Source organism: Brevundimonas sp. ZS04 (genome assembly GCF_001956865.1).
Taxonomy (GTDB): domain Bacteria; phylum Pseudomonadota; class Alphaproteobacteria; order Caulobacterales; family Caulobacteraceae; genus Brevundimonas; species Brevundimonas diminuta.
In genome coordinates this window covers 409,414-435,777 of the sequence record NZ_MTHE01000001.1, presented here as the reverse complement: position 1 = coordinate 435,777, position 26,364 = coordinate 409,414, and the positions used below count along the sequence as shown (strand labels likewise).

The window sequence follows — 26,364 nt, the reverse complement described above, 5'->3', positions numbered from 1 at the left end:
ATCCGCTAGTTCGGCGTCATGGCTGAACGTTCTCTTGATCTCGGCGCCCTGCAGTCCTTGCTGGAGCGCGTGCGCGACCTGAAGGTCGCCTGCGTCGGCGATCTGATGCTGGATCGCTATGTCTATGGCGAGGTCAGCCGCATCTCGCCCGAGGCGCCGATCCCCGTCCTGCGCGCGCGCCGCACCGTGGCCATGCCCGGCGGCGTGGGCAACGTCGCCCGCAACGTTGCGGCTCTGGGCGGTCAGGCCCGTCTGGGCGCCGTCGCGGGCGATGACGCGGCGGGCGCCGAACTCGCCGATCTGATCGCCGCCGAGGACCGGATCGAGGACGCCCTGATCTGCCCCGAAGGCGCCGCCACCATCGTCAAGACGCGCTTCGTCGCCGCCGGCCAGCAACTACTGCGTCTAGACGACGAGGCCGCGCTACATTCCGGCTATGCCGACAAGGCGGTGTTCCAGGGCGCGGGCGCCATCCTGCTGTCCGACTACGCCAAGGGCGTGGTGGACGACGGCGCCATCCAGGCGGCGCTGTGGGCCGGGGCCGAATACGGCGCGCCGGTCATCGTCGATCCCAAGGGCCGCGACTTCGCCCGCTATGGCGCGGTCGACGTCATCAAGCCGAACGCCAGCGAATTGGCGGGCGCCACCGGCCTGCCGGCCGAGACGGACGAACAGGTCGAGGCGGCGCTGGCCGCCCTGCTGGACGCCACCACGGCCAAGGCCGTCATCGTCACCCGCGCGGGCAAGGGCATGACGCTAGCGCGGCGTGGTGGCGGCGTCACCCACTTCCCCGGCCGGGCGCGTGAAGTGTTCGACGTGTCCGGCGCGGGCGACACCTGCCTCGCCGCGCTAGGCCTCGCGCTGGGCGCCGGCGCGACGCTGGAGCAGGCGGTGCAGTTCGCCATCCTCGCCTCGGGCGTCGTCGTGGGCAAGAGCGGCACCGCCGTCGTCACGCCCGCCGAACTGATCGAGGCCGAGATGAGCCAGCACGCGGCTCTCGCCCAGTCCAAGGTCACTCCGCTGGACGAACTGGCCGATCAGGTCGAGGCGTGGAAGCGTCAGGGCCTGAAGGTCGGCTTCACCAACGGCTGCTTCGACATCCTGCACCGCGGCCACGTCGCCTATCTGAGCCAGGCGCGCGGCTGGTGCGACCGGCTGGTCGTGGCGCTGAACACTGACGCCTCGGTGCGGCGCCTGAAGGGGGAGGGACGCCCCGTCAATGATCTGGACAGCCGCGCCGCCGTCATCGGCGGTCTGGCCAGCGTCGACCGCGTTACCGCCTTCGACGACCCGACGCCCATCACCCTGATCGAGCGGCTGAAACCCGATGTGTTGATCAAGGGCTCGGACTACACCAGGGACAAGGTCGTCGGCGCCGCCGAGGTCGAAAGCTGGGGCGGCGAGGTCCGTCTGGCCGACTTCGCTGACGGCTATTCCACGACGAAGACCATCGAGAAGATGACTGGAGAGAAAGCATGACCCCGCGAATGATCGTCGTCACGGGCGGCGCGGGCTTCATCGGCTCCAACATCGTCGCCCGCCTGTGTGAGAGCGGCGCTTGGGATGTGGTCGTCTGCGACCGGCTGGAGACGGCCGACCTCGCCAAGTGGAAGAACATCGCCAAACACCCCATCGCCGATCTGTGGGCGCCCGAAGAGCTTTTCGACCAGTTGGAGCGTCACGCCGAGCGCATCGAGGCTGTGATTCACATGGGCGCCATCTCTTCGACTACTGAGCCGGACGCCGATCTGATCCTGCGCACCAACTTCACCCTGTCGCGCGACATCTGGGATTGGTGCGCGGTGCGCGGCGTGCGGATGATCTACGCCTCCTCGGCCGCCACCTACGGCGACGGCGAGAGCGGGTTCGAGGATCGCGACGATCCTGAGAGCCTGAATGCGCTTCGCCCTCTAAACGCCTATGGCTATTCGAAATATCTGTTCGACCAGTATGCCGTGCGTCAGGCTGATCGCGATGAGGCGCCGCCTCAGTGGGCCGGCTTGAAGTTCTTCAACGTCTATGGCCCGAACGAGGGCCACAAGGGCGGGATGAAGTCGGTCGTCGCCCAGATCTGGCCCAAGGTGCAGGCGGGCGAGACGGTCAGCCTGTTCCGCTCGCACAACCCGAACTATCCCGACGGCGGCCAGCTGCGCGACTTCGTCTTCGTCGACGACGTGGTCGGCATCATCCTGTGGCTGCTGGAGAACGAGGCTGTCTCGGGCGTGTTCAACGCCGGATCGGGGCAGGCGCGCTCCTTCGCCGATCTGGCGCGGGCCACTTTCGCGGCGGCGGGCAAGGAGCCGTCCATCGCCTATATCGACATGCCCGAGGCGATCCGCGATCGCTATCAGTACTTCACCGAGGCCAGCATGGATCGCATCCGCGCCCTCGGCTACGGCGGCCAGTCGACGCCGCTGGAGGAAGGCGTGCGCCGTTACGTCCAGGACTTCCTGGCCCAGCCGGACCCGTACCGCTGATGCGCTCCAAGCTGACCTTTCGACAGTGGGTCGGCTACACGGGCTTCGCGCTCGTCCTGTTGCTGACGGCGGCGGTGGCCGTGTGGCGCGGCGACATTTTGCGCGCGGGGTTAGACCCTCAGATTCCGTTCCAGACCTATGAGCCCCCGGCCGCGCCCGACTATGACGATAAGAGCGCCTGGGCGCTGCTGAACGCCCGTGCCCCGGGCGCGGGGGCGGCCCATGTCTTCTTCGTCCACTCCACCACCTACGACGGCGGCAGCGACTGGAACGGGGCCATCGACGACCGCCGCGCCCTGACCAAGCTGCGGACCATCGTCCTGCCCAACTACGCCGGGCCGTTCGCCTCGGCGGGCGACGTCAGCGCTCCCCTGTATCGCCAGGCCAGCCTCTACAGCCGCCTGACGCTGCGCGAGGACGCGCGCGAAGCGCGGGCTTTCGCCTATGGCGATATCGAGGCCGCCTTCGACCGCTGGCTGGCGTTGCGGCCGGACGGTCCGATCGTTCTGGTCGGGGTGGAGCAGGGCGCCGATCTGGTCGACCGTCTGCTGCATGATCGGGTGGCCAGGGACGCTTCGCTCAAGGCGCGTCTGGTCGCCGCCTATCTGGTCGAGGGGGTGACGCCGGTCAGCCGCTTCACCCACACGCCTTTGTGCCGCACAGAGGATGAAACCGGCTGCGCCCTGTCCTGGCGCGCGGTCGAGGAGAACGGCGAGGGCGAGGCCAAGCGGGTCATTCGCCGCGCCCTGACCTGGAACGATCGCGGCGCCCTGGTCGAGGCCGCGGACGCGCCCATCGCCTGCGTCAACCCGGTGACGGGATCGGTCGATGCGCCCGTGTCCGAAGCGCGTGAGAGCCGAGGCGCCACCAACGCCACCAATCTGGAATGGGGCGCGCGGCCCGCATTTCAGCGCCGCCTGGTCGCGGCCGAGTGCCGGGAGGGCATCCTGTGGCGCTCGCGCCTGAGCTCCGAATCCTTCCGCACGCCGGTGTCCTGGGCCGATCAGCGCCGGATCCCGGCCTACAACCTGTTCTACGCCGACATCGAGGCGGACGTGCTGCGTCGCCTCAAGGCCTGGGAAGACGCTCACGCTGCCGCGGCCGCCTGAAGGAGCTTTGGGCGGCCGTCGTCAGGCCATGCTCATGTTCAGGGCGGCCATCAGGGCGTCGCGGATGGCGGCGTCGGTGAAGGGCTTCTGCACCGTGGGATTGCCGCGCCAGTGCTCGGGCAGGCCGCTTTCGCCATAGCCGGTCGAGAAGACGAAGGGGACGCCCCGCGCCTTGAGCGCCTCGGCGATGGGAAACACCTCCTGGCCCGCCACATTGACGTCCAGCAGGGCGGCGTCGAGATCGGTCTCGCCGGTCACGACGCGCAACCCGTCGCCGACATTCGATTCCGGGCCGATGACGGTGCATCCCATGTCGCTGAGAATGGTCTCCAGCAGCATGGCGACCAGGGACTCGTCCTCGACGATCAGCACGCGGCGGCCTGAAAGCACGTCGGTCATAGGGTTTCCGTTTCTAGGGGCAGGCTGATCTCGGCGCAGAAGCCTTCGGGCGGATAGGAGAGCTGCACCGTCCCATGCAGGTCATGGCGCACGTTGCGCTCGATCAGGCGGGTGCCGAAGCCGCGCCGTTCCGGCTCGGGGATGGGTTCGCCGCCGGCTTCGCGCCAGGTGATGTGCAGGCGCGGCGACTTCTGGTCGCTGATGGCCCAGTCGACCATGACGCGGCCGTCGCCGCAGGCCAGGGCGCCGTATTTGGCGGCGTTGGTGGCCAGCTCGTGCAAGATCATGCCCAGCGACACCGCGCGCGCCGGCGACAGGGCGACGTGCGGCCCGTTCATGGTCAGTCGCCCGATGCCGTGGGCCTGGGTCTCGTGCTCCAGCACGGCGCGCAGGTCGGCGCCTTCCCAATGGCTGCGGGTCAGCAGGTCGTGGGTGTGCGACAGGGCCAGGATGCGCGACTGGAAGGCGGCGGCGAAGGAGCCGGGATCCTGGTGCGTGCGCGCGGTCTGCATGGCGATGGACTGGACCGTAGCCAGGGTGTTCTTCACCCGGTGGTTCAACTCGTCGATCATCAGCTTCTGGCGTTCGGCGGCCAGCACCACGTCGGTCACATCATGCCCCTGAACGAAGATGCCGACGATCTTTCCCTCGTCGCCGCGAATGGGCTGATAGGCGAAGTCGATGTAGCGGTGGTCCAGCGGACCGTCCTGCGCGTGCCGCAGGGCGAAGGCGCGCTGGCGGCCATAAACCGGCTCGCCCGTCTCATAGACGTCGTTGAGAAAATCCAAATGGCCCTGGTCGCTCAGTTCGGGCAGGGCGTCGCGCACCGGCTGGCCCAGAATGTCGCGATGGCTGACCAGTCGATAGCAGGCTTCATTGCAGAACTGGATCATGTGGTCGGGGCCGTTCAGCACCGCCACGAAGCCCGGCGCATTCATCAGCATGTCGGTGAGCTGCTTACGTTCGGCTTCGAGGCGCTGGTTGTTGGCTTCGATCTTCACGGCCCGTCGGAACACCTCATCGCCCACCATGGCGTCCAGAGCGGATGACTGGCCCGCCCCGTCGCCCGTCTTTTGGCGCAGACGTAGAAGCTCGGTCACATCGCTGGTGTGCTGCAGGATGTGCGTGACCTGACCGTCTTCATTTTTGATCGGCGTATGGGTGCAGCTCCAGAACCGATCATCGAAGACCGGCTCTCCGTCGGGGCCGGGCGTCAGAACGGGATAGTGCAGGACCGCCAGATGATCCGGCTCGCCCGTGGCCAACACCTTGTCGAAGGAGGCGCGCAGCCGGCGGCTTTCCTCTTCGCTGTCGGGAGCGTCGCCCGGCGCGAACATTTCCATGACGTGATGGCCGATCAGGTCGTCGCGCCGGCGTTGAGTGACGTCCAGATAAGCCTGGTTCATGCCGGCGAAACGCAAGTCGCGATCCAGCAGCATATAGGGGTTGGGAGAGGAGTCGAACGCCGCCACCAGATCGATTGTTTTGGCGAGCTTCCGCAAATCCAACCCCCTATCACTGCGTCCCTAACGCGGGATAAGCGGAAAGGGTGCCCGTTTCCTGGCCTGAAAATGCAGCAAAAGTAAAGGTTGGGAGCTAGGCGCTCAGGCGCAACGCCTCAGATAGGGCGTGGTACATCGGTTTGGGCCGGTAATCGACGTCATAAGGCAGGCCGCGGTTCGGCGGAGCGTCCGCATACTGACGTTGCGGGGGCTCAGACAGCCAGGAGTGGCGATCGCTCAGGCCCCAGGTGACGACGCCGCGGACCTGGGTGAAGGCCAGCATGGTCTCCAGATAGCGGCGCGTCTCATCGGCGACCTTCTGATCGCGCGCGGCCGCCGTGCCGTGGAAGCTGGATTCCTTCACGTCCAGTTCGGTGATCGTGATCTCCAGCCCCAGATCGACCAGCTGCTGCGTCATGTCGCGCAGGCCGTCGGCCGCCAGCGGTCCCTTGGACAGGTCCAGGTGCGCCTGAACGCCGATGCCGTCCAGCGGCGTGCCCGAGGCGCGCAGCCGTCGCGCCAGGGCGACGATGGCCTTGCGCCGGGCCTGGTCCACGGGATTGTCGTATTCAAAGCCGTAGTCGTTGACGACCAGATGAGCCTTGGGCGCGAGCGCGCGCGCCTCTTCCAGCACGCGCTCGATATAGGTCGGGCCGAAGGCGCGGTGGAAGACGTTGCGTCTCAGGCCGCCCGTCCCGCCCTGGGTGTCGATCGGCTCGTTGATGACGTCCCAGTCGGCGATGCGGTCGCCGTATCGCTTGAGCACGCGCTCCAGGTGCCCGGACATCAGCGACCAGTCTCGACGCCGCAGCATCTCTTGCCTGGCCCAGTCGGGCGTGCCCTGATCCCACAGCAGGGTGTGGCCGCGCACCTGCATGCCGTGGCTTTGCGAGAAGTCGAGCAGATCGTCGACCGGGGCGAAGTTGAACTCGCCCTTGCGCCATTCCAGGGAGTTCCACTTCAGATGGATTTCAGGCGTCAGCACCTGACAGTCGCGCAGGACCGCGCCGCGCAGTTCGGCGTTCTGACGCAGTTGTTCGGCCCGGACGGCGGCGCCGAAATATCGGCCCTGCGCGCTGGCGGCGTCGGCGAGGGTGGCGGTCTTCACAGGCGGAGGATCCAGCGGAAGGCCTTCGCGCACAGGACGCCACGCCGCCAGTCCAAGGGCGGGCGCAAGCGCGGCGGCGCCGATGAAGGCTCGTCTGGTGGGTCGCGGCAGCATTCGGCTGCACCTCCTCAGGAACGCGAGAAGGCTGCCTTACTACGCCTAACTTCTCGTTAAGGCGCAATCTTAAGAGGCGTCAGGGACGGGAAGTTGGGCGCGAAAACGGTGTTTCCATGAGCTGAGCCGGTAATCGTTCGCCCTTTCGGCTCTTCGTTCTAGAAGCTTCGATAGAAACCGAGCCGAACATAGGCCTGCGAACTGCGTTGATCGCCGTCGCTCAGGCCGACAGAAACTTGGATTTCTGACTTGTCGTTCAGCTTGAACCCGGCCACGGGGCCGATGTGATAGGCGTTGTAGTTGGTGTCGCCTTCGGCCGCCACCTCCATGCCCAGGCGCACGCGGCCGGATGAGCCGACCTGATGGGTCAGGCTGGCCAGGGCGTTGTAATCGTCCAGTTCGAAACCGTAGGAGCCGTACCAGTCGACCCTCCAGGGGCCGGAGACATGGCCGCCGTCCAGGGAGACGATGACCCCGCCCTGGCCCCCGTCGCGCCGATTGCCGGGATCGGCGGGGCTGAGGTCGGTGTCGACATAGCGATAGCCGATGCCGACGCTGCCCCAGGTCGGGCCGTTGCCGAAACGATAGATCAGTTCCGCCTGGGCGCCGGTGAAGTCGGCGGCGATCTCATTCGGACCCGAGTTGTAGTCGTAGCTGCCGGTGTAGACCGAGCCGCGCACCGCAAAACCCTTCGAATCGACCGAGCCGGGCAGGCCGATCGTCGCTCCGGCATAGGCGCTGTCGGCGACGTCCAACTGGCCGCCCGCGAACACGGTCACATCGCTTTGCGCCGAGGCCGGCCCGACCCAGGCGACGCCCGCGCAGACGAGGGCCGCCGCCGCTGGCGCGGCCAGGGAAGTCATCGGGCGTCGACGGTGAGGCATGGGTCAGTTCCTTGCGAAGTATCGAACGCGCCAGATGCTGGCGACGCCGGCGGAGACACTACAAAACGCATACAGAACAGGCGGGAATTCTGTCAGACGACCAACCTTCCCCTGGACAGTTGTTCCAGACTTTCTGCGCTTCGGTCAATGGGGGCGCGGGTGTGCGACACCCAGGAAATCAACTCCTCCATGCCCTCGTCCATCGACCGCCGAGGCGTGAAGCCGAAGGTGCGCTCGATCTTGGAGATGTCGCCGAAGCAGTGACGGATATCCCCGACCCGATAACGGTTCAGCACTTCCGGTGCGATGTTCTTGCCCAGCAGCCGGGCCAGGACGCCTGCGATCTCGTTGATGGAGACAGGCGCGCCGCTGCCGACGTTGAACACGTCCCAGATCTCGCGGTCGTCATCCAGCACGGTGGCGAAGGCCTCGGCCACGTCCTGCACATGGACGAAGTCGCGCATCTGCCGCCCGTCCTCGAACACCAGCGGCGGCTGGTCGTTCATCAACCGCGAGATGAAGATGGCCGCCACGCCCGTATAGGGATTGCTCAGGGCCTGGCGAGAGCCATAGGCGTTGAACAGCCGCAGGGCCACGGTGGGGATGCGCAGGGCCCGGCCGACCGACAGAAACATCTCCTCATGGTCGCGCTTGTTCACCGCATAGATGGAGTTGGGCTGCAGCAGCTTCTCTTCCGGCGTGGGGCGGGGCTCCAGCGGTTCGCCGTCGACCATCAGATCCCAATGACGCGCCTCCAGCTGGGCGTGCGGGCGGATGTCGGTGGTCACATGGGCGCCGGTCGAGGGGCGGACGTAGTCCCCCTCGCCATAGATCGACATGGACGAGGCGACGGCGATCCGCTCGACCGTGTGCGGGCGCTGGGACAGGGTCTCCAGCATGACGGCTGCGGCCATGACGTTGTTGCGGGTGTAGTCGACGATGTTGGTCATGCTCTGACCCACGCCGACCGAGGCGGCGAGATGGGCCAAGTGGGTCACGCCGTTCAGCGCCGCCTCGAACACCCCGTCTTCCAACAGGTCGCCCTTGATGCGGCGCGCCCGTGCGTCGAGGTAGACGGGCCACCCGTCCGCATCCATTTCGGCGTCGCCGTGAACCTGGGGCGACAGACTGTCCAGGACCGTCACGCGATAGCCGCGCGCCAGCATGGCGTCGACCAGGTGCGAGCCGATGAAGCCCGCCCCGCCGGTGATGAGAATGTGCTTGTCCATGACCGTCTGCTTAGTGCTGGTGATGACGAAGGGCGCCGAACTCATCCAGCTTGGTGCGGACGAGGGTGTTGTTGGCGTCGATCTTCTCGGTTCGCTGCCAGGCCAGGCCGCTGTCCCGCACATACATGACGAAGCCCAGCGTCAGCGGGATGATCCAGACGCACCACCAGACCATGATGAAGATCGGATTGACCATCAGCATGTAGCCGATGCGCGCGCCCGCGCCGTCCAGCACCAGGTCGGTCCGCCGCCACGTCTTGATGTAGAGGCCGATCATCAGGATCGAGAAGGCGACGATGTTGAAGATCGACAGGATCACCAGCCACAGCGGCAGGAAGTCGTCGCCCTGAAAGAACCGCCAGGCCGCCCAGACGCCCAGGGGAATGCCCAGGGTGTTCACCCACATGGACATGCAGGGCAGGAAGTTCATCCACACGCGGACCCGCTCGCCGAAGCTGAAGTCCATCTCCTTCAGCGGCGTCGTCAGGCTCTGGAAGAATCCGGCGACCCAGCGTTTCCTCTGGGTGACGCCCTCGCGGAAGGTCTCGGGCACCTCTTCGATCAGCGAACCTTCGATGATGCCCAGCGTCCGGCCGTTCTTCCAGAAGCGCTGGCCGACCTCGGGGTCTTCGATGGCGATCCAGGGGTGGAAGCTTCCCAGTTCGATCAGGTCGTCGACCTTGAAGAACAGACCCTTGCCCAGCACCCAGTAGGGTTGCTTCGGATCGGACAGGTGGCCGTATTTGGCGCCGTCCCACGTCATGTGGTCGAAGGCGTGGAAGGCGGCGGCCAGGCTGGCGTTCAGATTGCCCGCCACATTGCGCGCCTGCAGCACGTCGAACCGGCGCAGGCCGATGGCCGCCGCCTTGAAGTGGTCGGCCGGCGGGCAGCTGTCGGCGTCGATGTAGTCGATCGTCAGCCCGCTCTTGTCCTTATAGGTCTCGGCTACATGATAGGTGGCGTAGATCAGCTGGCGCGTCTTCTTGGGCGGCAGATCCTTGACCCCGGCGCGCTTGCCGCTGTGCCACCAATAGGCCTTCGGATTCCGGTCCCAGGCGTTCCACACCATGTCCCAGCTGGCGTCGCTGGTCGGCGGCACCGCCAGGATCTCGACGAAGGGATAGGCCCGGCTCAGCCGCTGCAGGCTGGCGATGGTTTCGGCGTCGTTGCTGTTGGGGATGGCCAGGACGCGATAGCGGTCGGCGGGGTAGTCCAGCTTGGCCAGAGACGTGAACGTCGTCTCCATGGTGCTCTCCAGCTCCCGCAGCACAGGATACAGCAGCACGATGAAGGGATAGTCCGCCTCGCTGGCCGGCAGGGGCTCGCTCATGTCCACGCGCTCGACGCGCAGCGAGCGGAAGTACATCTCCAGCAGGAAGCTGCCGAGATAGAGGATCTGGGAAAGAGCGAACAACCAGACCAGCAGGGTCGCCCAGTTCGGATCTTGAGTGTTCATCACGCCGCTCGCCCAGTTATTTGCCCAATAAGTCGGTGGTGGTTGCTCTGTCCCGTGGTGTTTCGTCGGTCCGCCGTCTCACGACGCGGCGGCGCCGCGCTGGGCGACCCTCTCGCCCTGAAGCTCGGCGGTGAAATAGGCGATGGTCTGTTTGAGCCCGTCCTGCAGCGGCACCTGGGGCGACCAGTGCAGGTGGGTCAGCGCCCTGGAGATGTCGGGCTTGCGACGGCGCGGATCGTCGATCGGCAGCGGGTGATAGACCAATCGCGAGCGCGACCCCGCCAGGGCGATGACCTGATGAGCCAACTCATTGACCGTGATCTCGCTCGGATTGCCGATGTTGACCGGTCCGTCGATATCCTCGTCCGTGTCCATCAGACGGACGAACCCTTCGATCAGGTCGTCAACGAAGCAGAAGGAGCGCGTCTGCTCGCCCGTGCCATAGATGGTGATGTCGTTGCCGACCAGAGCCTGGACGATGAAGTTCGACACCACCCGCCCGTCGTCGGGGTGCATTCGCGGTCCATAGGTGTTGAAGATGCGGACGATCCGCGTGGTCAGGCCGTGCTGCTGGCCGAAGTCCGTCACCAGGGTCTCGGCGAACCGCTTGCCCTCGTCGTAGCAGGAGCGAGGGCCCACCGTGTTGACGTTGCCGCGATAGCTCTCCACTTGCGGGTGGATTTCCGGGTCGCCATAGATTTCCGAGGTCGAGGCTTGAAAGAAGCGTGCGCCGTCCGCCGCCGCCCGCTTCAGCAGGTTCAGCGTGCCGATCGAGCAGGTCATGGCCGTCTTCACCCGATCATATTGGTAGTGAACCGGGGAGGCGGGGCAGGCCAGATTGTAGATCTGATCGAAGCGGCCCAGCGCGTCGTCCAGCGGCTCATTGATGTCCTGCGCCACCAGGTGGAAGCGATCCGAACTCATCAGATGAGCGACGTTCGCGTGCCGACCCGTATGAAAATTATCAATGCAGGTCACATGATGGCCGGCGTCAACCAGTCGCCCGCATAGATGCGATCCCAGAAAACCGGCGCCGCCTGATACGGCGATCCGCTTGGTGGTTTTGGCGTCGTTCTGCGGCGCATAAGAAAAGCGATCGTCTGTCATCGCCTTCAGCCTTGATGGTTGTTTACAATTGCTTGAACAACGCTACCTGCATACTGTATTCGCGTGACAGGGGAGATTTCATGATCCCCGAGTCCGTCGGCATTGGCGTTAACCGTTTGTTAAGAATTGGGTTCCATTTCGGCACTGCATAGGCGCCAAATTTCTGCCCGAATCTATCGGTTCACGCGCCAAAAACGGCGTGGCGCGGGGATGGCAGGCCCGCCGAACGCTGTGCAGCGGTTGGGATCGCCGGGCCTGGCGCTTCGCCTCTCGTCTTGAGGCGCCGTCATGTAATCATCTCACGCGGCGCGGCGTCATCTTGGCGGAAATACTAGGCCTCTCCCGCATTGCGTTCCCGTACATGCTGACTGGTTTGAAGGGCCGTTTGACGCCTAAGGTGACGCTTCTGATTGCAAGGGAGAGCGATGTGATCGTCAGACGCTTCTATCTGGCTATGGCTGTGATCGGCGCCATCGTCCCTTGGCTGTTCTTCGGCTCGTTCTTTTTCGAGAACGGGCCGGATGTTCCGTTGTTCTTGAAGTCCCTGTTCGCGAACGGCGCCGCCGGCGGCTTTTCCGCGGACGTCCTGATCTCGATAGCGGTCTTCCTGGTGTGGTCCTGGCGGGATGCGTCCAGAAACCATGTCAGCCGCTGGTGGCTTGTGCTCCCAGCGAGCTGCCTGGTCGGGCTCTCGCTTTCCCTGCCGCTGTATCTCTATCTGCGCGAGCGACCTTGAACGGGTTCATGCGAACGGATCGGCTGCCAAGGCGCCCATCGCCGCTGAAGGGCCGCCTTGCAGGCTTAAGCAAGTAGAGGGTGCGGCGCCGTTCGAGAACTGTGGTGTGGCTTTAGGCGACGACGCCGAACAGGCGACCGACGCCTGCCGTTATGCCCATGGCGAGCGCGCCCCAGAAGACCACGCGCGCGACTGAGCGGCCGATGGGCGCGCCTCCGGCCTTTGCGCCCAAGGCTCCTAGCAGAGCCAGGCCTAGCAACGCCGATCCTGCGACCCATAGAGCCAGACCGGCCAAGGGCGCCAAGGCGGCCACGACCAGGGGCAGGGCGGCTCCGGCCGAGAAGGTCACGGCCGAAGTGATTGCCGCCTGGATAGGACGGGCGGTGGTGATCTCGGATATGCCCAGCTCATCGCGGGCGTGGGCGCCGAGAGCGTCGTGCGCCATCATCTGCTTCGCGACCTCTGTCGCCAGATCGGGCGTGACGCCGCGAGCGGCGTAGATCCCGGCCAATTCCCGCACCTCGGCCTCGTGATCCCTGGCTAGTTCGGAAGTTTCGCGTGCGAGATCGGCCTTTTCAGTGTCGGACTGGGAACTGACTGAGACGTATTCGCCTGCGGCCATGGACATGGCGCCGGCGGCCAGACCCGCGACCCCCGCGATCAGAACTGCGCCTTGGCTGGACGCCGCGGCCGCGACCCCTACGATCAGGCTCGCGGTCGAGACCAAGCCGTCATTGGCGCCGAGCACCGCCGCCCTGAGCCAGCCTATGCGCTCGACCCGGTGGGTTTCCCTGTGAGGCATGCTCTCTTCTCCCGATGACCGCTGAAGCCAAAACCTATTTAGGCTCGCGCTCGGCCCAGCGCAGCAGGGGAATGAGCGGCACGCCCCAGCCGATCCCCGCCACGGCGAAGAAGATCAGGTCGATCCACCAGGAGTCCGGCAGATGGTCATGCAGGGTCACGGCGCCCCACACCCAGAAAGCCAGGAAGAAGACGACGGCCAGGGTGGCGAAGAAGCGGCGGGCGCGAGGCGGCATCAACGCTTGCTCCGGAACAGGAAGAAGGCGACCAGGCCCAAGACAACGGCGGCAAAGGCCCAGGGCAGCCATTCCCAGTCGGACAGAGTGGCCACGGCGAACACCCGCACGGCCAGGAAGGCGCCGCAGGCGCCGCTGACCAGGGCGACCAGAATGGTCCCGCCCAGGCCGCGTCGCCCGGTCAGCAGGTCGGCGATCCAGGCTAGGCCCAGGGCCCCGGCCAAGGCGATGGCGATCTCGACATATTGCACCGCTTGGCGCTCCCCTTGAATGTTGTGCGACGCTTTGGCGTAGAAACCGACTCGATCTTGCCTCGCGGGAGGGGCATATCCCTCGGTTCCGCCGCCTGTGAAAGAGGCGGCAAGCATATCGGGGCGAACGGCAGGCGTCGAATGAAGCGTTTTGGTGAATTGGACCACAGCCGCGCGGTGGCGCTGTGGCTGTTTTTCTGCGCGACCTTGGTGTTCGCCATGGTGGTGGTCGGGGGCGCGACGCGCCTGACCGGCTCGGGTCTGTCGATCACGGAATGGAAGCCCATCATCGGCGCCCTGCCGCCGATGAACCACGCCGACTGGGTCGAAGCCTTCGACAAGTACAAGGCCATTCCTCAGTACGTCGAGGTCAACGCCGGCATGAGCATGGCGGAGTTCCAGTACATCTTCTGGTGGGAATGGGCGCACCGTTTGCTGGGCCGTCTGATCGGCGTGGTCTTCGCCGTGCCCTTCGTCCTGTTCTTGGTCTTCCGCGCCATCCCGCGACGCCTGATCGGGCGCTGTGCGATCCTGTTGGCTCTGGGCGGCCTGCAGGGGCTGATCGGCTGGTGGATGGTGTCCAGCGGCCTGGCTGAGCGCATCGACGTGGCGCCGGAACGGCTGACGACCCACCTGGGCCTGGCCTTTCTGATCTTCGCCGGACTGATCTGGACGGGGCTTGAGGCTTGGTCCGGTTCTGATTTCACGCGCGCGCCGCGCGGCTGGAGCTGGGGCGCTGGCCTGCTGCTGGGCGGCGTCTTCTTCCAGTGCCTGCTCGGCGGTCTGGTGGCCGGGGCCAAGGCGGGCATGATCTACACCGATTGGCCGATGATGAACGGCGCCCTGTTCCCGCCGGTCGAGTGGGGGCAGGGGGCGCTGGCCTTCCTGCACGATCAAGGGCTGGTGCAGTTGAACCACCGGATCGGTGCCTATCTGCTGCTGTTCGCGGGTACCTTCTATGCGGTCCAGGCTCTGCGCGGGCGTCTAGGCGAGGGGCTAGGCGCTTCGGCCCTCGTTTTGGCGGGCGCGCTGTGGCTGCAGGCGGGACTGGGCGTCCTGACGCTTATCCATGCCGTGCCGGTGACGCTCGGCGTGCTGCACCAGGCTGTGGCGGCGCTGGTGCTGGCGGCGGCCACGGTGAACCTGTGGCTGGTGCGGCGTTCACGTCCGAGGATGTTCGTCTCGGGGCTGCGCTAAGAAAAAGGCCGCCTTCCTCGATCAGGAAGGCGGCCTTTTCAATTGTGCAAGGGAAGCTCTCTAGCCGATCTTCACCCGAGTGGCGGATTCCGGCAGGTCTTCGCCGAAGGCGCGCTGATAGAACTCAGCGATGGTCGGCCGTTCCAGTTCGTCGCACTTGTTCAGGAAGGTCAGGCGGAAGCTCAGGGCCACGTCGCCGCCGAAGATGATGGCGTTCTGGGCCCAGGTGATGACCGTGCGGGGCGACATGACGGTAGAGATGTCGCCGTTCATGAAAGCGTTGCGGGTCATGTCGGCGACGCGGACCATGGCGGCGATGCGGCGCTTGCCCTCGGCGTCGTTCCACTCCGGCACCTTGGCGGCGACGATCTCAGCCTCGACGTCGTGGTCGAGATAGTTGAGCGTGGTGACGATGTTCCAGCGGTCCAGCTGCGCCTGGTTGATCTGCTGGGCGCCGTGGTACAGGCCCGTGGTGTCGCCCAGGCCGACCGTGTTCGAGGTGGCGAACAGGCGGAACCACTTGTTCGGACGAATGACGCGGTTCTGGTCCAGCAGGGTCAGGCGGCCTTGAGCCTCCAGTACACGCTGGATCACGAACATGACGTCTGGACGGCCCGCGTCATATTCGTCGAACACCAGGGCGACCGGGCGCTGCAGCGACCACGGCAGGATGCCCTCGCGGAATTCGGTGATCTGCTTGCCTTCCTTCAGGACGATGGCGTCCTTGCCGATCAGGTCGATGCGGCTGACGTGGGCGTCCAGGTTGACGCGAACCATGGGCCAGTTCAGGCGGGCGGCGACCTGCTCGATGTGGGTCGACTTGCCGGTGCCGTGATAGCCCTGAACCATCACGCGGCGGTCGTAGGCGAAGCCCGCGCAGATGGCGAGCGTCGTCTGGGGATCGAAGCGATAGGATTCGTCGATCTCGGGCACGTGGCTGTCGCGCGTTTCGAAGGCGGGCACGACCATGTCGGAGTCGATGCCGAACGCTTCCTTCAGCGTGACCTTGCGGTGCGGTTCCAGGGTGACGAGCGGGTCGGGGGAGGCGTCGAGCGGAGAGGTCATGGCCATCCACCTAGCGCCCTCGCGCGCGCGGCTCAACACGCGCGAGGGGCCGGATGGATTATTCGCCCTGGGCCAGTTGCTCTATTCCGCCGACAGGTCCACGTCGACATTGCCGCGCGTGGCGTTGGAATAGGGGCAGACCTGATGCGCCTTCTGGATCAGGTCGTCGATCACCGCGCGATCCAGGCCGTGGTCCGACACACGCAGGGTCACGTCGAGATTGAAGCCTTCGCCGCGCGTGTTCTTGCCGAAACCGATCCCCGCCGCGACCTTGGTGTCGGGGCCGACCGGCGTGCCCGCCTTGCCTGAAACCAGCCTCAGGGCGCCGAGGTAGCAAGCGGCGTAACCCGTGGCGAAAAGCTGCTCTGGATTGGTCCCATCGCCGCCCTTGCCGCCCATTTCGGTGGGAACGGACAGGCGCACGTCGATCTTGCCGTCGTCAGCGGCCGATCGGCCTCCGTCGCGACCTCCGCCGGATGCTGTGGCGTGGGCGCGGTACAAGACTTCCATCTGTGGACTCCTTATCCCCAGCCTGGGGATCAAATGGGGGATGACACGGAGGCAACGCCCGTCAGAAACAACGGTTCTGTGATTCGGGAAATCGGCAAGAGGGTGTTAATAATTAGGCATCGCTCCCGTCGGGGGAGAGGACATGGAAACGCACACGCAATATTTTTGCTATGTTTATGATGCGCCCGGAAGGACGCCTCAGATGTTCCCCTTGGAGGCCGACAGCTTCACCGAGGCGATTCAGGAAACACAGCGCATGATGCTGGACGAATCCGGGGCAGAGGTCTTTGCGGAAATCTGGGATTCCTCGGCCGTCGGTCAGGCCATGATCCGCGTTGACGCCTTGCCGGGTGAAGGCGGTCTGTTACGATCGCTCAGGCGTGCCCGGCCTTTTTCAAGGTTTTCCAGGCCTTGATGACGCTCTGAAGCTTGGCTTCCGCGCCACGGTCGCCGCCGTTGGTGTCGGGGTGAAAGCGCTTGAGCATCTCGTGATAGCGAGCCTTGATGGCCGCCTTGTCGGCGCCGGGCTCAAGGCCAAGGTCGGCCAGGGCGGTGCGTTCAAGGCGTCCCATTCCATGATGGGGATCGTTCTGGACGGGGGCGTCGCCGTTCACCCTGCGACCGAACAGGCCGAAGCTGTCGCGCCACGAACCGGCGCCTGAGTTATTGGCCGTGCCGAACTTCGCAGCGAAGGCGGCGGCCTCGCGCGTCTGCGGGCCCGCTTTCATCTGCCAGGTGGGGCGGCCGCCGGTCATGGCCTCGTTTTCCTGAGCGGCGCGAATCTGGCCCTCGTTCATACCGGCGTAGAAGTTCCAGCTCTTGTTGTATTGGCCTGCGTGCACCTGGCAGAAGTTGTAGAACTCGTTGAGTTGCTCACGCGACTTCGGCGCGCGCGCCGTGGCCGGACGCGTGCAGTCGGCCCAGTCGCAGGGTTTCTCGCCCGGCTTGAGACGCAGGACATCCTCCGCCGCTTCCTGTTCCTCGTCGGGACGCGGCGGCTTCACCCGAATGTCGGTGAAGCGAGGCTTGTATTGAAAAGACGCAGACATCGCCCGAAGTGTAAGGCCGAATTGGACAGCTTCAAGGAGTTCCCATGTCTGACGGCCCGATCGCGACGGTTATGCGCGAAAAACTGACTGCGGCCTTCGCCCCGGTGCGCCTGGATCTGGAAGACGACAGCTGGAAACACGCCGGTCATCACCATGAGGGCGGAATCGACGGCCGTGACAACGGCGAGAGCCATTTTCAGCTGACTATCGTTTCAGAGGCCTTCTCGGGGCAAAATCGCGTGCAGCGCCAACGGGCGGTCAATGCGGTGTTGAAGGCGGAACTGGCCGGGCCTGTTCACGCGCTTTCGATCCGGGCGCAGACGCCGCAGGAAGCTCAATCTTGATACCCACAGACGTGCAAGAAATTCGGATTACGTAGTTATCCGCATTCATATCGTCTTAGAACCTTTCCCCTTAGCGTCCGCACCCGAAGCATTTTGCAGCGGGCGGGGGCGTCGCGATGGTTGGATCTGACGGGTTCACAAAGGGGATGGAAGGGGCGCAAGCGCCGGGCGAAGCGGCCCAGGCTCTGACCGCCATCCTGCAGACTCACTATCTGCGCTATCTCATCATCGTCAGCTGGGCGCTGGGCTTGATCGCGACGGTCGGCCTGGCGCACGGTCTGGTCTGGTTCGTGGCCACCCTGGCGGCGGGCGCCCTGCGCGGGGAAGTCGAAAAGCGAGTCAGCCAGAGAGCAGGCAGCGGCTGGGGCCTGGTGTTCCCGGCTGTGGCCACAGCCACCACGGCGGTCTGGGCCGTGGCGCCGCTGCTGGCCTGGTTCTCGTCGTCGATGTTCGGGCGTGAACTGGCTATCGCCTTTTTGATGTCGGGCTATGTGCTGGTCTTCGCCCAACTGCGGAATTCGCCGCGACAGGCTATTTTGATCTCCTCCCCCTATGGCGCGGCGGCGGCGATCATCGCCGTCAATCTGCTGGGCGATCCGGTCTTCTGGCCCTTTGTGGCCTTGGCGCCGTTCACTGCGGCCAGCCTGTTCGTTCTGGTGACGATGACCATGCTGCGCGAGGAGCGCATCCGCGCCTTCCAAGAACATCAGGCTCATCTGATCGAGGAACTGGAAGCCGCTCGCGACAAGGCTGACGCGGCCAATGAGGCGAAATCCAACTTCCTGGGCGTCATCTCCCACGAGTTGCGCACGCCGATGAACGGCGTGTTGGGCGCGGCGCAATTGCTTAGCGCCACTCGGCTGGAAGGGGCGCAGCGTGAGTATCTGGCCATTATCCGTAACTCCGGCGACAATCTGCTGAGCCTGCTGAACGACATCCTCGACATGACGAAGATCGAGGCGGGGCGCATGAATTTCGAAGCGGTGGACGTGAATCTGGAGGATTTGCATCGTCGCATCGTCGGCCCGTTCGAAGCCCAGGCTGAAGCGAAGGGCCTGAATTTCGTCGTGGAATTCGAGGGCGATGTGCCTGCCGTGGTGCGGGGGGATCCTTTGCGCGTCTGTCAGGTCGTGCAGAACCTTCTGTCCAACGCCGTCAAGTTCACGGATCAGGGGACGGTGCGGTTCGTGACACGCGGGCGTCGTGTCTCGGAACGTCGGGCGGCCTTTGAGTTCGTCGTGATCGACAGCGGTTCGGGTATTTCCGACGACGATATGGATCAACTGTTCCAGCCCTTTACTCAGGTGGACGCGTCCTCGACGCGACGGTTCGGCGGAACGGGTCTGGGGCTGACGATTTCGCGTCGCCTGGCCAACATCATGGGCGGAGAGATTTCCGTGACCTCGAGTCTGGGCGAAGGGTCGACCTTCACCTTTGTCGTCGAAGGCGAAGTGGTGGCCTGGCGCGCCGCCGAGGCCGCGGCCGTCGCAGAAGGCGACGTCGTTGCCGGCGACGGCATGGAAGTGCTGGTGGTCGAGGATCACCCCGTCAACCGTATGATCCTTGAGGCTTGGATGGCGTCCACGGGACGGCGCACCAGCATGGCCGAGAATGGGCGGGAAGCGGTGGACGCCGCCCGCGACCAGCGGTTCGATCTGATCATCATGGACGTCAACATGCCGGTTATGGATGGACTGGCTGCGACGCGCCTGATCCGCGAAGACGGGGGCGTCAACGCTGAGACGCCCATCATCTTCCTGTCGGCCTCTGCGCGGAACGAAGACCATGAGGCGGGTCTGGCGGCGGGTGCTGACGCCTATCTGAACAAGCCGATCGATTTCCGAAGTCTTTCGGCCCTGATGGTTCACGCTCAAGGCGGGCGAGCCGCGTTGCGTCGCCTTGCGGAGCAGGGCAACGAGGCGGCGGCCGCTTGATCCGGCAAGCGGAAGTCTAGGGAAACCTATGGCTTCTAGGCCGTTGTGCGGGGGCGCCTGAAGAGCTGGAGCCCGATTGCGTCCCTTCGCTGAACTGTTGGATCGCCTGTCGCTGACGACTTCGCGCAATGCGAAGCTGATTTTGCTACGCGATTATCTGAAGGCGACGTCCGATCCCGATCGTGGCTGGGCCTTGGCGGCGTTGACCGGCGATCTGAGCTTCGCCACGGCCAAGCCCGCCATGATCCGCAAGGCGGTCGAGGCGCGGGTGGACCCGGTCTTGTTCGGCTGGTCCTATGACTATGTCGGCGACTTGGCGGAGACGACGGCGCTGATCTGGCCGCGCGATCCGATGCACCGCGCCAATCGCGAGCCGGAATTGGGCGAGGTCGTGGACGCCCTTATGCGGGCTGATCGCGCGGAAGCGCCGTCTCTGATTGAAGGTTGGCTGGACGCGCTTGAGCCCAAGGGGCGTTGGGCCTTGCTGAAATTGGTGACGGGCGGGCTGCGGGTCGGTCTGTCGGCGCGGCTGGCGCGTACGGCCGTGGCCATGATGCGTCCGGCGACCGTGATCGACCCGCCCAGCCCGGATGGCCGTGAGGCGACGGAAAGCCTGCCGCCCATCACCGTCGGCGATATTGAGGAAATCTGGCACGCTCTGAGGCCGCCCTATGAGGATCTGTTCGCCTGGGTGGAGGGGCTGGCGGAGCAGCCCAGCGCGGATGCGCCCGGCCGGTTTCGCCCGGTCCAGCTGGCGACGGCTCTGGACGAAGGGCTGGACCTGCCGCGCCTGGACCCCGCTGATTTCTTCGCTGAATGGAAGTGGGACGGCATTCGCGTCCAGGCGGTGCGCGAGGGCGGTCAGACGCGCCTCTATTCCCGCACGGGCGACGAGATTTCAGCCGCCTTTCCCGATGTGGCGGCGGGGTTGCGCTTTGAGGGAGCGGTGGACGGCGAGCTGCTGGTGATCCGCGACGGAGTGGTGGCGCCCTTCGGCGACCTGCAACAGCGGCTGAACCGCAAGACGGCGAGCGCCCGACTGATTCAGGACTATCCGGCGGGCATCTTGGCTTATGATTTGTTGGCCGAAGGGGCGACCGATCTGCGCCAACTGCCCCTGACCGAGCGGCGGGAGCGGTTGGAGCGACTGGCGGCCGAGCATGACGGAGAGCGGTTGGGCCTGTCGCCTCTGCTGGAATTCACGGATTGGGACGATCTGGCGGCCTTGCGCGCCGATCCGCCTGTGGGCGCCGCCGCCGAAGGGTTGATGCTGAAGCGTCGTGACAGCCTTTATGTGGCGGGTCGCCCCAAGGGGCCGTGGTTCAAGTGGAAGCGCGATCCGCACGTCATTGACGCCGTGTTGATGTACGCCCAGCGCGGGCATGGCAAACGCTCCGGCTACTACTCTGACTACACCTTCGGGGTCTGGACGGAGGAGGGGACGCTGACGCCCGTCGGTAAGGCCTATTTCGGCTTTACCGACGAAGAGTTGAAGCAGATCGACAAGTTCGTCCGCGATCACACGACGGATCGCTTCGGCCCTGTTCGCGCCGTCCGCGCCGAGCGTGATTTCGGCCTGGTGCTGGAGATCGCCTTCGAGGGATTGCAGCGCTCGACGCGGCACAAGTCGGGGGTGGCTATGCGCTTTCCGCGCGTCAGCCGCATCCGCTGGGACAAGCCAGCGCGCGATGCCGACGCCCTGCACTCCGTTCTGGACCTGCTGGACGCCATCGAACGCGGCGGCGGGCGGGTCAACGCCGGTGAAAAAGCTTGACCGGCGGGGCTTCCAATCGGCTGCATAGGCGTTAGACCCGGCTCATGCTCATGAATTTCCTGCATACCCCTGCCGTCCTCGCCGAGCCCCTGGCCCAGGTGGTGGCCGCTGGCGAGCAGAGGTTGACCGTCGACGCGACCATCCTGGCCAAGGCCATGGATATGCTGGGCGATTTCGCCATCAACCTGACGGTGGCGGCGATCATCTTCGCCCTGACCTTGGTGGCGGCGCGCTGGGCGTCGGGGGCGGCGCGCAAGCTGCTGGGCCGCACCAAGGCCGTTAGGCGCGATCCGACGGTGCTGGCCTTCATGGTTCAGATCGTGCGGGTGGTGGTCATCATCATCGGCATGATCGCCGTGCTGCAGCGGCTGGGCGTGCAGACGACCTCCATCATCGCCGTTCTGGGCGCCGCCTCCCTGGCGGTCGGCCTGGCGTTGCAGGGCACGCTGTCGAACGTGGCGGCGGGGGTGATGCTGCTGGTCCTGCGCCCCTATCGCGTCGGCGAGGTCATCGACGTGGGCGGCGCCTCGGGAACGGTGCAGAAGCTGGACCTGTTCACCACCCAACTGACGAACGCCAACAACCACAAGATCGTCATTCCGAACTCCAAGGTGCTGAGCGACGTCATCATCAACCTGACGGGCCAGCGGACGCGCCGGATCGAGATCAAGTTCACCGTCGGCTATGGCGAGAATCTGAAGGAAGCGCGCGACGTGCTGGCGGCGGTCGCGCGGATTCACGACAAGGTGCTGAAGGATCCTGCGCCCTGGACCGGGGTGACGGCCCTGCTGGACAGCGCGGTTGAGATCACTCTGCACGCCTGGGTGAACACTAGCGACTGGTGGCAGACCCAGGCCGATCTGATGCAGTCGGGCAAGGAAGCCCTGGACGAAGCCGGCATCGAGATTCCCTTCCCGCACCAAGTCGAGGTGCCGGCGAAGGACGCCAAGTTCGCGCGGGTCGTCATGGCCCCGATCCAGGACAGTGCGGTCCAGGGCGAGGCCTCGGACCAAGGGAGAGAATGAGCCGTGCGTTTTGATTTCGGTTCCGACAATACGACGGGCATGGCGCCCTCGGCGCTTCAGGCCTTGGTCGCCGCCAACGCCGGGTTTGCGCGGGCTTATGGCGCGGACGAAACCTCGGCGCGCGCCGCCGATTTGATCCGCCAGACGTTGGACGCCGACGCCGAGGTGCGTTTCGTCTTCAGCGGCACTGCGGCCAACGCCATCGGCCTGTCGATGTTGGCGCGACCCTACGAGGCGGTGCTGGCGCATCATGCGGCCCACGTCTGTACAGACGAGACGGGGGCGCCTGGATTCTTCGGCCAGGGCGTCGGCTTGATCGGCCTGCCGGGCTATTCGGGCAAGATCGACCTCGCCGCGCTCTACGCCGCGCTGGAAGAGCCGGTGGTCGGGCATCGTCAACCGCCGGCGGCGCTCAGTGTGACGCAAACGACCGAATACGGCGCCGTTTATTCCGAAGAAGAACTTCGCCACTTGATCGAACCGTCAAAGCGGGCGGGCCTGGGCGTGCACATGGATGGCGCGCGGCTGGCTAACGCTGTGGCGGCGGGCTTCGATCCCAAGGACATTCCGCGCCTGGGCGTCGATGTGCTGTCGTTCGGCGGGGCCAAGGCGGGCGCGCACTGCGTCGAGGCCCTGGTGATCTTCGACAAGACGTTGACGCGCCGGATCGACAACCGGCTGAAGCAGGCGGGGCAGACGGCGTCCAAGGGGCGGTTGCTGACTGCGCCGATGCTGGGACTTCTGGAATCCGGCGATTGGCTGACGGGGGCCGCCCACGCCAATCTGATGGCGCAGCGCCTGGCCGACGGCATCGAGGGGCGGACGCCCTTCGTACTGGCCCACCCGGTGGAATCGAACACCGTCTTCGTGCGGATGCCGGACGAGGCGCATCAGGCGCTGAACGCTGCGGGTTGGGCCTGCTATCAATTCGACGATGGTTCTGTGCGGTTCGTCTGCTCCTGGGCGACGGATGAAGCGTCGGTGGATGAGTTGATCGCCGTCGTGGCGAGCCTGGATTGACGTGGCGGGCGCGTTCCGCCTCGGAGGCATGATGGCGGCGGGACGTGACGATGCGCGGTGAACGCTCACGACGGCGCGGCGACCTCGCAAGCAAGGCCGTGAACGCCGGGACGGATCCTGCGCAACAGGAGGCGCCGCCTACGCTGGAGGCGCTGAAGAATTTGATCGGCGTGGTGGCCCGTTCGGGCGCGCCGCAACTGCCGTGGCGCGTGACGGGGGCTATCATGCTGACCCTGGCGGGCAAGGGGCTGGGCGTGCTGGCGCCGTTGGTCCTGGGCGCGGCGGTCAATCATCTTGCAGCGGATCAGGGGCCGGCGGCGTCAGTGGGGCTGGGCTTCGCCGCCTTCGCCGTGGGCTGGGCCCTGGTGCGCTTTTTGTCGGCGGCGACGCCGCAGTTGTCAGACGTAGTGTTCGCGCCGGTGCGTGCGGCGGCGCAGCGCAAGACGGCGGCCGAAACCTTCGCCCACGCCCTCAGCCTGTCGCTGGACTTCCACCAGACCAAGCGGTCTGGCGCTCTGTCGCGGGTGATGGACCGGGGCTCGCGCGCGGTCGATTTCCTGCTGCGGATCCTGATGTTCAACCTGGGCCCGACGGTGCTGGAGTTGGTGCTGGCGGCGGCGGTTCTGGGCGGCAAATACGACTGGCGCTTCGGCGCCGTGGCGGTGGCCGTGGTGCTGGTCTATGCGGTCGCGACCTTCTCCATGGCCAACTGGCGGCTGGAGCACCGGCGCGCCATGAACGCGGCCGACAGCGAGGCGGCGGGCCTGTCGGTCGACGCCCTGCTGAACTACGAAACCGTCAAGTCGTTCGGCGCCGAGGGCCGGGCGGCGCAGGCCTATGATGCGTCCCTCGCGACCTATGCGAAGGCGTCGCTGAAGGCGAACACTTCGCTGGCGACCCTGAACCTGATCCAGGGGTTGATCATGAACGTCGGCCTTGGCGTCATGGCGGTCATGGCCGGGTTCGAGGCCGCGGCCGGGCGCATGGGGCCGGGGGATGTGACGGCGGCGGTGCTGATCATGATCTCCCTCTATGCGCCGCTGAACATTCTGGGCTTTGCGTATCGAGAAATCCGCCAATCCTTCATCGACATGGAGGAGATGCTTAAGGTGACGCGTCAGGCGCCGCAGGTGGCGGACGCGCCCGACGCCATCGATCTGCCGCGTCCTGAAAGCGGGCGGGGCGCTGAAATCGTGTTCGACCATGTCGGCTTCCGGCATGACGCGCGGGCGGCGGGGCTGGACGACGTCAGCTTCGTCACGCCCGCGGGCACCACGACCGCCCTGGTCGGGCCGTCGGGGGCGGGCAAGTCCACCATCGTCAAGCTGGCCCTGCGGCTGCTCGATCCGCAGGAAGGGGCGGTGCTCATCGACGGCCGGGACGCGCGCAGCGTGACCCAGGCGTCGTTGCGGGCGGCCGTGGCCCTGGTGCCGCAGGACGTGGCCCTGTTCAACGACACCATCGCCGCCAACATCGCCTTCGCCCGGCCCGACGCGGACGAGGCGGCGATCTGGGCGGCGGCCGAGGCGGCGGAACTGGCGGACTTCATCCGCAACCTGCCCGAAGGTATGGACACGCGCGTCGGCGAGCGGGGCCTGAAGTTGTCGGGCGGCGAGCGTCAGCGGGTCGGCATCGCCCGCGCCCTGCTGGCCGATCCCTGCATCCTGATCCTGGACGAGGCGACCAGCGCGCTGGACAGCCGGACCGAGGCGGCGATCCAGAAGACGCTGCGCAAGGCGCGGACCGGCCGCACGACCCTGGTCGTGGCGCACCGCCTGTCGACCGTGGCCGACGCCGATCAGATTCTAGTGTTGAAGGCGGGCCGCATCGTCGAACGCGGCGCCCATCACGAGCTGGTGGCGCGTCAGGGCGGAGAGTATGCGGCCCTGTGGCGCAAGCAGACGCGCGGCGCGAAGGCCCAGGCCGGCTAGGCTTCGGGCTCTCCGGCGCCGGGCACCTTGGCCTTGAGCACGTCCTTGAGGCTGTCCAGCACCTTGGCGCGGGCGTCGGCGGCTTCGGAAGGCAGCGTCAGCAGCAGGCGCAGGGCTTGAGCGTGGACCGTGACGACGCGCCAGTCGAACGGACGGCCCTCGGGCGCAGCGTCGATCAGATCGCACAGATTGGCCGCGGCTGCGCACAGGTCGTTCAGCTCAAACGGCCCGGCCGCGTCGATCACGGCGCTGGCGTGGCTGTAGGCTTGATCCAGGGCGGTTTCGTCGATGCCGACGGGAGCGGGCAGGGCCGCCAGGGCCGTAACCTGTTCCTGAATGATCTCTCGGCTGCGGGCCTCCAGCCCGGCCAGATTGGCGCGGGCCTGGTTCAGGGCGACGCCGACGCTGACGCCGCCGGGCTGGTCGACCAGGGTCGATAGGCGGCTGCGGCGGCGATTGTGCGTGATGACTGTCATAGCTCCACCGCCGCCCTGCGTTCTTTTTCAAAGGCTGTCTTGCGGCGCTCTTCGGCGCGGCGCTCAGGGCCGGGCCAGGGCTCGCTGCGGAAGCGGCGGTCGGGGCCGAAATAGTCGCCGACCTCCAGGAAGGGGCGGTTATCCCGCGACACCCAGACGATGCGCTCCAGCAGGACGCCCGCGCTGAACGGCTTGGTGATCAGGAAATTGGCGCCGCAATCGCGCGCATCCGACACCTTGGAGCGGCGCACGTGGGCGGCGGTCATGATGACGGGCGTATAGGCGTTCGGCTCCAGACCGGAACGGCGCAGCCAGCGCACGAATTCGTATCCGCTCATGCCCGGCATTTCGCAGTCGACCAGGATCAGATCGACTGGATGAGTCTGTAGGATGGAGATGGCCTCGGCCGCGCTCTCGCAGGCGTGACGCACCTTCATGCCGAAACCGAGCAGGGCCTGGGCGGTCAGCTCCAGTGAAAAGGGAGAATCGTCGATGACCATCGTCACCGCGCCGTCGAAGTTGAACACCGCGCTTTCGCGCAGGGATTCGCCGACCCCGTTCATGCCGCGCATGGGAGCCTGCCGATGCGAGCGGAGGAAAACAGAACGAATCGCATGATGTCAGCTTCGG

At 65.9% G+C, this 26,364-nt stretch carries 27 protein-coding genes; 12 read left to right on the top strand and 15 right to left on the bottom strand.

Going from position 1 to position 26,364, the window contains the following annotated elements; genetic code table 11:
• Positions 1-18: 18 nt before the first annotated feature.
• Genes rfaE2 through BJP32_RS02080 form a run of 3 tightly spaced genes read left to right on the top strand, consistent with a single transcriptional unit; the run spans position 19 to position 3,586 of the window.
• Positions 19-1,479 (top strand): D-glycero-beta-D-manno-heptose 1-phosphate adenylyltransferase, encoded by a 1,461-nt coding sequence (gene rfaE2 / locus BJP32_RS02090; protein ID WP_076222658.1) that lies wholly within the window; start codon positions 19-21, stop codon positions 1,477-1,479.
• A complete protein-coding gene (gene rfaD / locus BJP32_RS02085; protein WP_076222656.1) occupies positions 1,476-2,477 on the top strand; it encodes an ADP-glyceromanno-heptose 6-epimerase in 1,002 nt (333 codons plus the stop codon). Before rfaE2 ends, rfaD begins: the two co-directional genes overlap by 4 nt.
• Positions 2,477-3,586 carry a DUF3089 domain-containing protein gene (locus BJP32_RS02080; protein ID WP_076222655.1) on the top strand — a complete coding sequence of 370 codons (1,110 nt, stop codon included), beginning with the start codon at positions 2,477-2,479 and terminating at the stop codon, positions 3,584-3,586. The genes rfaD and BJP32_RS02080 overlap by 1 nt, the downstream gene beginning before the upstream one ends.
• Before the next feature lie 21 nt (positions 3,587-3,607).
• On the opposite strand, the gene BJP32_RS02075 is transcribed toward BJP32_RS02080, so the two are convergent.
• The 7 genes from BJP32_RS02075 to BJP32_RS02045 form a co-directional block, all read right to left on the bottom strand.
• A complete protein-coding gene (locus tag BJP32_RS02075) occupies positions 3,608-3,985 on the bottom strand; it encodes a response regulator (RefSeq protein ID WP_040345610.1) in 378 nt (125 codons plus the stop codon).
• Positions 3,982-5,487 carry a sensor histidine kinase gene (locus tag BJP32_RS02070; protein ID WP_233126668.1) on the bottom strand — a complete coding sequence of 502 codons (1,506 nt, stop codon included), beginning with the start codon at positions 5,485-5,487 and terminating at the stop codon, positions 3,982-3,984. The genes BJP32_RS02075 and BJP32_RS02070 overlap by 4 nt, the downstream gene beginning before the upstream one ends.
• A gap of 94 nt (positions 5,488-5,581) precedes the next feature.
• The gene (locus BJP32_RS02065; RefSeq protein WP_046654139.1) at positions 5,582-6,709 is read right to left on the bottom strand and encodes an endo-1,4-beta-xylanase; all 1,128 of its coding nucleotides are present in this window, start codon (positions 6,707-6,709) and stop codon (positions 5,582-5,584) included.
• 158 nt (positions 6,710-6,867) lie between these two features.
• On the bottom strand, positions 6,868-7,593 hold the full coding sequence (gene bcsS, locus BJP32_RS02060; protein ID WP_081461886.1) for a cellulose biosynthesis protein BcsS: 726 nt from the start codon (positions 7,591-7,593) through the stop codon (positions 6,868-6,870).
• A 92-nt stretch (positions 7,594-7,685) separates the two neighbouring features.
• On the bottom strand, positions 7,686-8,822 hold the full coding sequence (locus BJP32_RS02055; RefSeq protein WP_046654137.1) for an NAD-dependent epimerase/dehydratase family protein: 1,137 nt from the start codon (positions 8,820-8,822) through the stop codon (positions 7,686-7,688).
• Positions 8,823-8,832: 10 nt separating this feature from the next.
• Positions 8,833-10,278 carry a glycosyltransferase family 2 protein gene (locus tag BJP32_RS02050; protein ID WP_046654135.1) on the bottom strand — a complete coding sequence of 482 codons (1,446 nt, stop codon included), beginning with the start codon at positions 10,276-10,278 and terminating at the stop codon, positions 8,833-8,835.
• A gap of 78 nt (positions 10,279-10,356) precedes the next feature.
• Complete coding sequence (locus BJP32_RS02045) at positions 10,357-11,385, bottom strand: UDP-glucuronic acid decarboxylase family protein (protein ID WP_046654134.1); 1,029 nt, start codon at positions 11,383-11,385, stop codon at positions 10,357-10,359.
• A 361-nt stretch (positions 11,386-11,746) separates the two neighbouring features.
• Here BJP32_RS02045 and BJP32_RS02040 point away from each other — a divergent pair, with 361 nt between their 5' ends.
• The gene (locus BJP32_RS02040; protein WP_003165297.1) at positions 11,747-12,121 is read left to right on the top strand and encodes a DUF2834 domain-containing protein; all 375 of its coding nucleotides are present in this window, start codon (positions 11,747-11,749) and stop codon (positions 12,119-12,121) included.
• A gap of 112 nt (positions 12,122-12,233) precedes the next feature.
• On the opposite strand, the gene BJP32_RS02035 is transcribed toward BJP32_RS02040, so the two are convergent.
• The 3 genes from BJP32_RS02035 to BJP32_RS02025 are packed head-to-tail and all read right to left on the bottom strand — an operon-like array spanning position 12,234 to position 13,409.
• Positions 12,234-12,923 carry a VIT family protein gene (locus BJP32_RS02035; protein WP_003165296.1) on the bottom strand — a complete coding sequence of 230 codons (690 nt, stop codon included), beginning with the start codon at positions 12,921-12,923 and terminating at the stop codon, positions 12,234-12,236.
• Between the two features lie 34 nt (positions 12,924-12,957).
• Positions 12,958-13,158: a DUF2842 domain-containing protein gene (locus BJP32_RS02030; protein WP_046654132.1), complete on the bottom strand. Its 201-nt coding sequence runs from the start codon at positions 13,156-13,158 to the stop codon at positions 12,958-12,960.
• Entirely contained in the window at positions 13,158-13,409 is a 252-nt protein-coding gene (locus BJP32_RS02025) for a hypothetical protein (RefSeq protein ID WP_003165294.1), read from the bottom strand. The genes BJP32_RS02030 and BJP32_RS02025 overlap by 1 nt, the downstream gene beginning before the upstream one ends.
• A gap of 141 nt (positions 13,410-13,550) precedes the next feature.
• Between BJP32_RS02025 and BJP32_RS02020 the strand changes: the two genes are divergently transcribed.
• Complete coding sequence (locus BJP32_RS02020) at positions 13,551-14,606, top strand: COX15/CtaA family protein (RefSeq protein WP_046654131.1); 1,056 nt, start codon at positions 13,551-13,553, stop codon at positions 14,604-14,606.
• Positions 14,607-14,666: 60 nt separating this feature from the next.
• Here BJP32_RS02020 and cobS read toward each other — a convergent pair whose 3' ends face one another.
• Positions 14,667-15,677 carry a cobaltochelatase subunit CobS gene (cobS, locus tag BJP32_RS02015; RefSeq protein WP_046654129.1) on the bottom strand — a complete coding sequence of 337 codons (1,011 nt, stop codon included), beginning with the start codon at positions 15,675-15,677 and terminating at the stop codon, positions 14,667-14,669.
• A gap of 75 nt (positions 15,678-15,752) precedes the next feature.
• Complete coding sequence (locus tag BJP32_RS02010; protein WP_076222651.1) at positions 15,753-16,181, bottom strand: organic hydroperoxide resistance protein; 429 nt, start codon at positions 16,179-16,181, stop codon at positions 15,753-15,755.
• A gap of 142 nt (positions 16,182-16,323) precedes the next feature.
• Here BJP32_RS02010 and BJP32_RS17015 point away from each other — a divergent pair, with 142 nt between their 5' ends.
• Positions 16,324-16,596, top strand: a complete 273-nt coding sequence (locus BJP32_RS17015; RefSeq protein WP_003165290.1) for a hypothetical protein — start codon at positions 16,324-16,326, stop codon at positions 16,594-16,596.
• On the opposite strand, the gene BJP32_RS02005 is transcribed toward BJP32_RS17015, so the two are convergent.
• The gene (locus tag BJP32_RS02005; protein ID WP_003165289.1) at positions 16,556-17,230 is read right to left on the bottom strand and encodes a J domain-containing protein; all 675 of its coding nucleotides are present in this window, start codon (positions 17,228-17,230) and stop codon (positions 16,556-16,558) included. The genes BJP32_RS17015 and BJP32_RS02005 overlap by 41 nt on opposite strands.
• A 44-nt stretch (positions 17,231-17,274) precedes the next feature.
• On the opposite strand from BJP32_RS02005, the gene BJP32_RS02000 reads away from it, so the two are divergent.
• From BJP32_RS02000 to BJP32_RS01975, 6 genes are all read left to right on the top strand, one after another.
• Entirely contained in the window at positions 17,275-17,574 is a 300-nt protein-coding gene (locus tag BJP32_RS02000) for a BolA family transcriptional regulator (RefSeq protein WP_046654126.1), read from the top strand.
• 116 nt (positions 17,575-17,690) lie between these two features.
• On the top strand, positions 17,691-19,508 hold the full coding sequence (locus BJP32_RS01995; protein WP_046654124.1) for a response regulator: 1,818 nt from the start codon (positions 17,691-17,693) through the stop codon (positions 19,506-19,508).
• Between the two features lie 76 nt (positions 19,509-19,584).
• The gene (locus tag BJP32_RS01990) at positions 19,585-21,282 is read left to right on the top strand and encodes a cisplatin damage response ATP-dependent DNA ligase (protein WP_046654122.1); all 1,698 of its coding nucleotides are present in this window, start codon (positions 19,585-19,587) and stop codon (positions 21,280-21,282) included.
• 50 nt (positions 21,283-21,332) lie between these two features.
• A complete protein-coding gene (locus tag BJP32_RS01985) occupies positions 21,333-22,307 on the top strand; it encodes a mechanosensitive ion channel family protein (protein ID WP_076222805.1) in 975 nt (324 codons plus the stop codon).
• A gap of 3 nt (positions 22,308-22,310) precedes the next feature.
• Complete coding sequence (locus BJP32_RS01980; RefSeq protein ID WP_046654120.1) at positions 22,311-23,327, top strand: low specificity L-threonine aldolase; 1,017 nt, start codon at positions 22,311-22,313, stop codon at positions 23,325-23,327.
• A 50-nt stretch (positions 23,328-23,377) separates the two neighbouring features.
• Entirely contained in the window at positions 23,378-25,258 is a 1,881-nt protein-coding gene (locus BJP32_RS01975) for an ABC transporter ATP-binding protein/permease (protein ID WP_052748090.1), read from the top strand.
• Here the strand turns inward: BJP32_RS01975 and BJP32_RS01970 are convergent.
• Both BJP32_RS01970 and BJP32_RS01965 read right to left on the bottom strand, forming a co-directional pair.
• The gene (locus tag BJP32_RS01970; RefSeq protein ID WP_076222650.1) at positions 25,255-25,734 is read right to left on the bottom strand and encodes a general secretion pathway protein GspK; all 480 of its coding nucleotides are present in this window, start codon (positions 25,732-25,734) and stop codon (positions 25,255-25,257) included. The genes BJP32_RS01975 and BJP32_RS01970 overlap by 4 nt on opposite strands.
• A complete protein-coding gene (locus BJP32_RS01965) occupies positions 25,731-26,306 on the bottom strand; it encodes a response regulator (protein ID WP_046654117.1) in 576 nt (191 codons plus the stop codon). Before BJP32_RS01965 ends, BJP32_RS01970 begins: the two co-directional genes overlap by 4 nt.
• Positions 26,307-26,364: the final 58 nt, after the last annotated feature.

Bases quoted from the DNA above. Each gene is read 5' to 3' on its own strand.
- rfaE2 (WP_076222658.1), top strand. From the start codon at position 19: ATGGCTGAACGTTCTCTTGATCTCGGCGCCCTGCAGTCCTTGCTGGAG.
- rfaD (WP_076222656.1), top strand. From the start codon at position 1,476: ATGACCCCGCGAATGATCGTCGTCACGGGCGGCGCGGGCTTCATCGGC.
- BJP32_RS02080 (WP_076222655.1), top strand. From the start codon at position 2,477: ATGCGCTCCAAGCTGACCTTTCGACAGTGGGTCGGCTACACGGGCTTC.
- BJP32_RS02075 (WP_040345610.1), bottom strand. From the start codon at position 3,985: ATGACCGACGTGCTTTCAGGCCGCCGCGTGCTGATCGTCGAGGACGAG.
- BJP32_RS02065 (WP_046654139.1), bottom strand. From the start codon at position 6,709: ATGCTGCCGCGACCCACCAGACGAGCCTTCATCGGCGCCGCCGCGCTT.
- bcsS (WP_081461886.1), bottom strand. From the start codon at position 7,593: ATGCCTCACCGTCGACGCCCGATGACTTCCCTGGCCGCGCCAGCGGCG.
- BJP32_RS02055 (WP_046654137.1), bottom strand. From the start codon at position 8,822: ATGGACAAGCACATTCTCATCACCGGCGGGGCGGGCTTCATCGGCTCG.
- BJP32_RS02050 (WP_046654135.1), bottom strand. From the start codon at position 10,278: ATGAACACTCAAGATCCGAACTGGGCGACCCTGCTGGTCTGGTTGTTC.
- BJP32_RS02045 (WP_046654134.1), bottom strand. From the start codon at position 11,385: ATGACAGACGATCGCTTTTCTTATGCGCCGCAGAACGACGCCAAAACC.
- BJP32_RS02040 (WP_003165297.1), top strand. From the start codon at position 11,747: ATGCTGACTGGTTTGAAGGGCCGTTTGACGCCTAAGGTGACGCTTCTG.
- BJP32_RS02035 (WP_003165296.1), bottom strand. From the start codon at position 12,923: ATGCCTCACAGGGAAACCCACCGGGTCGAGCGCATAGGCTGGCTCAGG.
- BJP32_RS02030 (WP_046654132.1), bottom strand. From the start codon at position 13,158: ATGCCGCCTCGCGCCCGCCGCTTCTTCGCCACCCTGGCCGTCGTCTTC.
- BJP32_RS02020 (WP_046654131.1), top strand. From the start codon at position 13,551: ATGAAGCGTTTTGGTGAATTGGACCACAGCCGCGCGGTGGCGCTGTGG.
- cobS (WP_046654129.1), bottom strand. From the start codon at position 15,677: ATGGCCATGACCTCTCCGCTCGACGCCTCCCCCGACCCGCTCGTCACC.
- BJP32_RS02010 (WP_076222651.1), bottom strand. From the start codon at position 16,181: ATGGAAGTCTTGTACCGCGCCCACGCCACAGCATCCGGCGGAGGTCGC.
- BJP32_RS17015 (WP_003165290.1), top strand. From the start codon at position 16,324: ATGGAAACGCACACGCAATATTTTTGCTATGTTTATGATGCGCCCGGA.
- BJP32_RS02005 (WP_003165289.1), bottom strand. From the start codon at position 17,230: ATGTCTGCGTCTTTTCAATACAAGCCTCGCTTCACCGACATTCGGGTG.
- BJP32_RS02000 (WP_046654126.1), top strand. From the start codon at position 17,275: ATGTCTGACGGCCCGATCGCGACGGTTATGCGCGAAAAACTGACTGCG.
- BJP32_RS01995 (WP_046654124.1), top strand. From the start codon at position 17,691: ATGGTTGGATCTGACGGGTTCACAAAGGGGATGGAAGGGGCGCAAGCG.
- BJP32_RS01985 (WP_076222805.1), top strand. From the start codon at position 21,333: ATGAATTTCCTGCATACCCCTGCCGTCCTCGCCGAGCCCCTGGCCCAG.
- BJP32_RS01975 (WP_052748090.1), top strand. From the start codon at position 23,378: ATGCGCGGTGAACGCTCACGACGGCGCGGCGACCTCGCAAGCAAGGCC.
- BJP32_RS01970 (WP_076222650.1), bottom strand. From the start codon at position 25,734: ATGACAGTCATCACGCACAATCGCCGCCGCAGCCGCCTATCGACCCTG.
- BJP32_RS01965 (WP_046654117.1), bottom strand. From the start codon at position 26,306: ATGCGCGGCATGAACGGGGTCGGCGAATCCCTGCGCGAAAGCGCGGTG.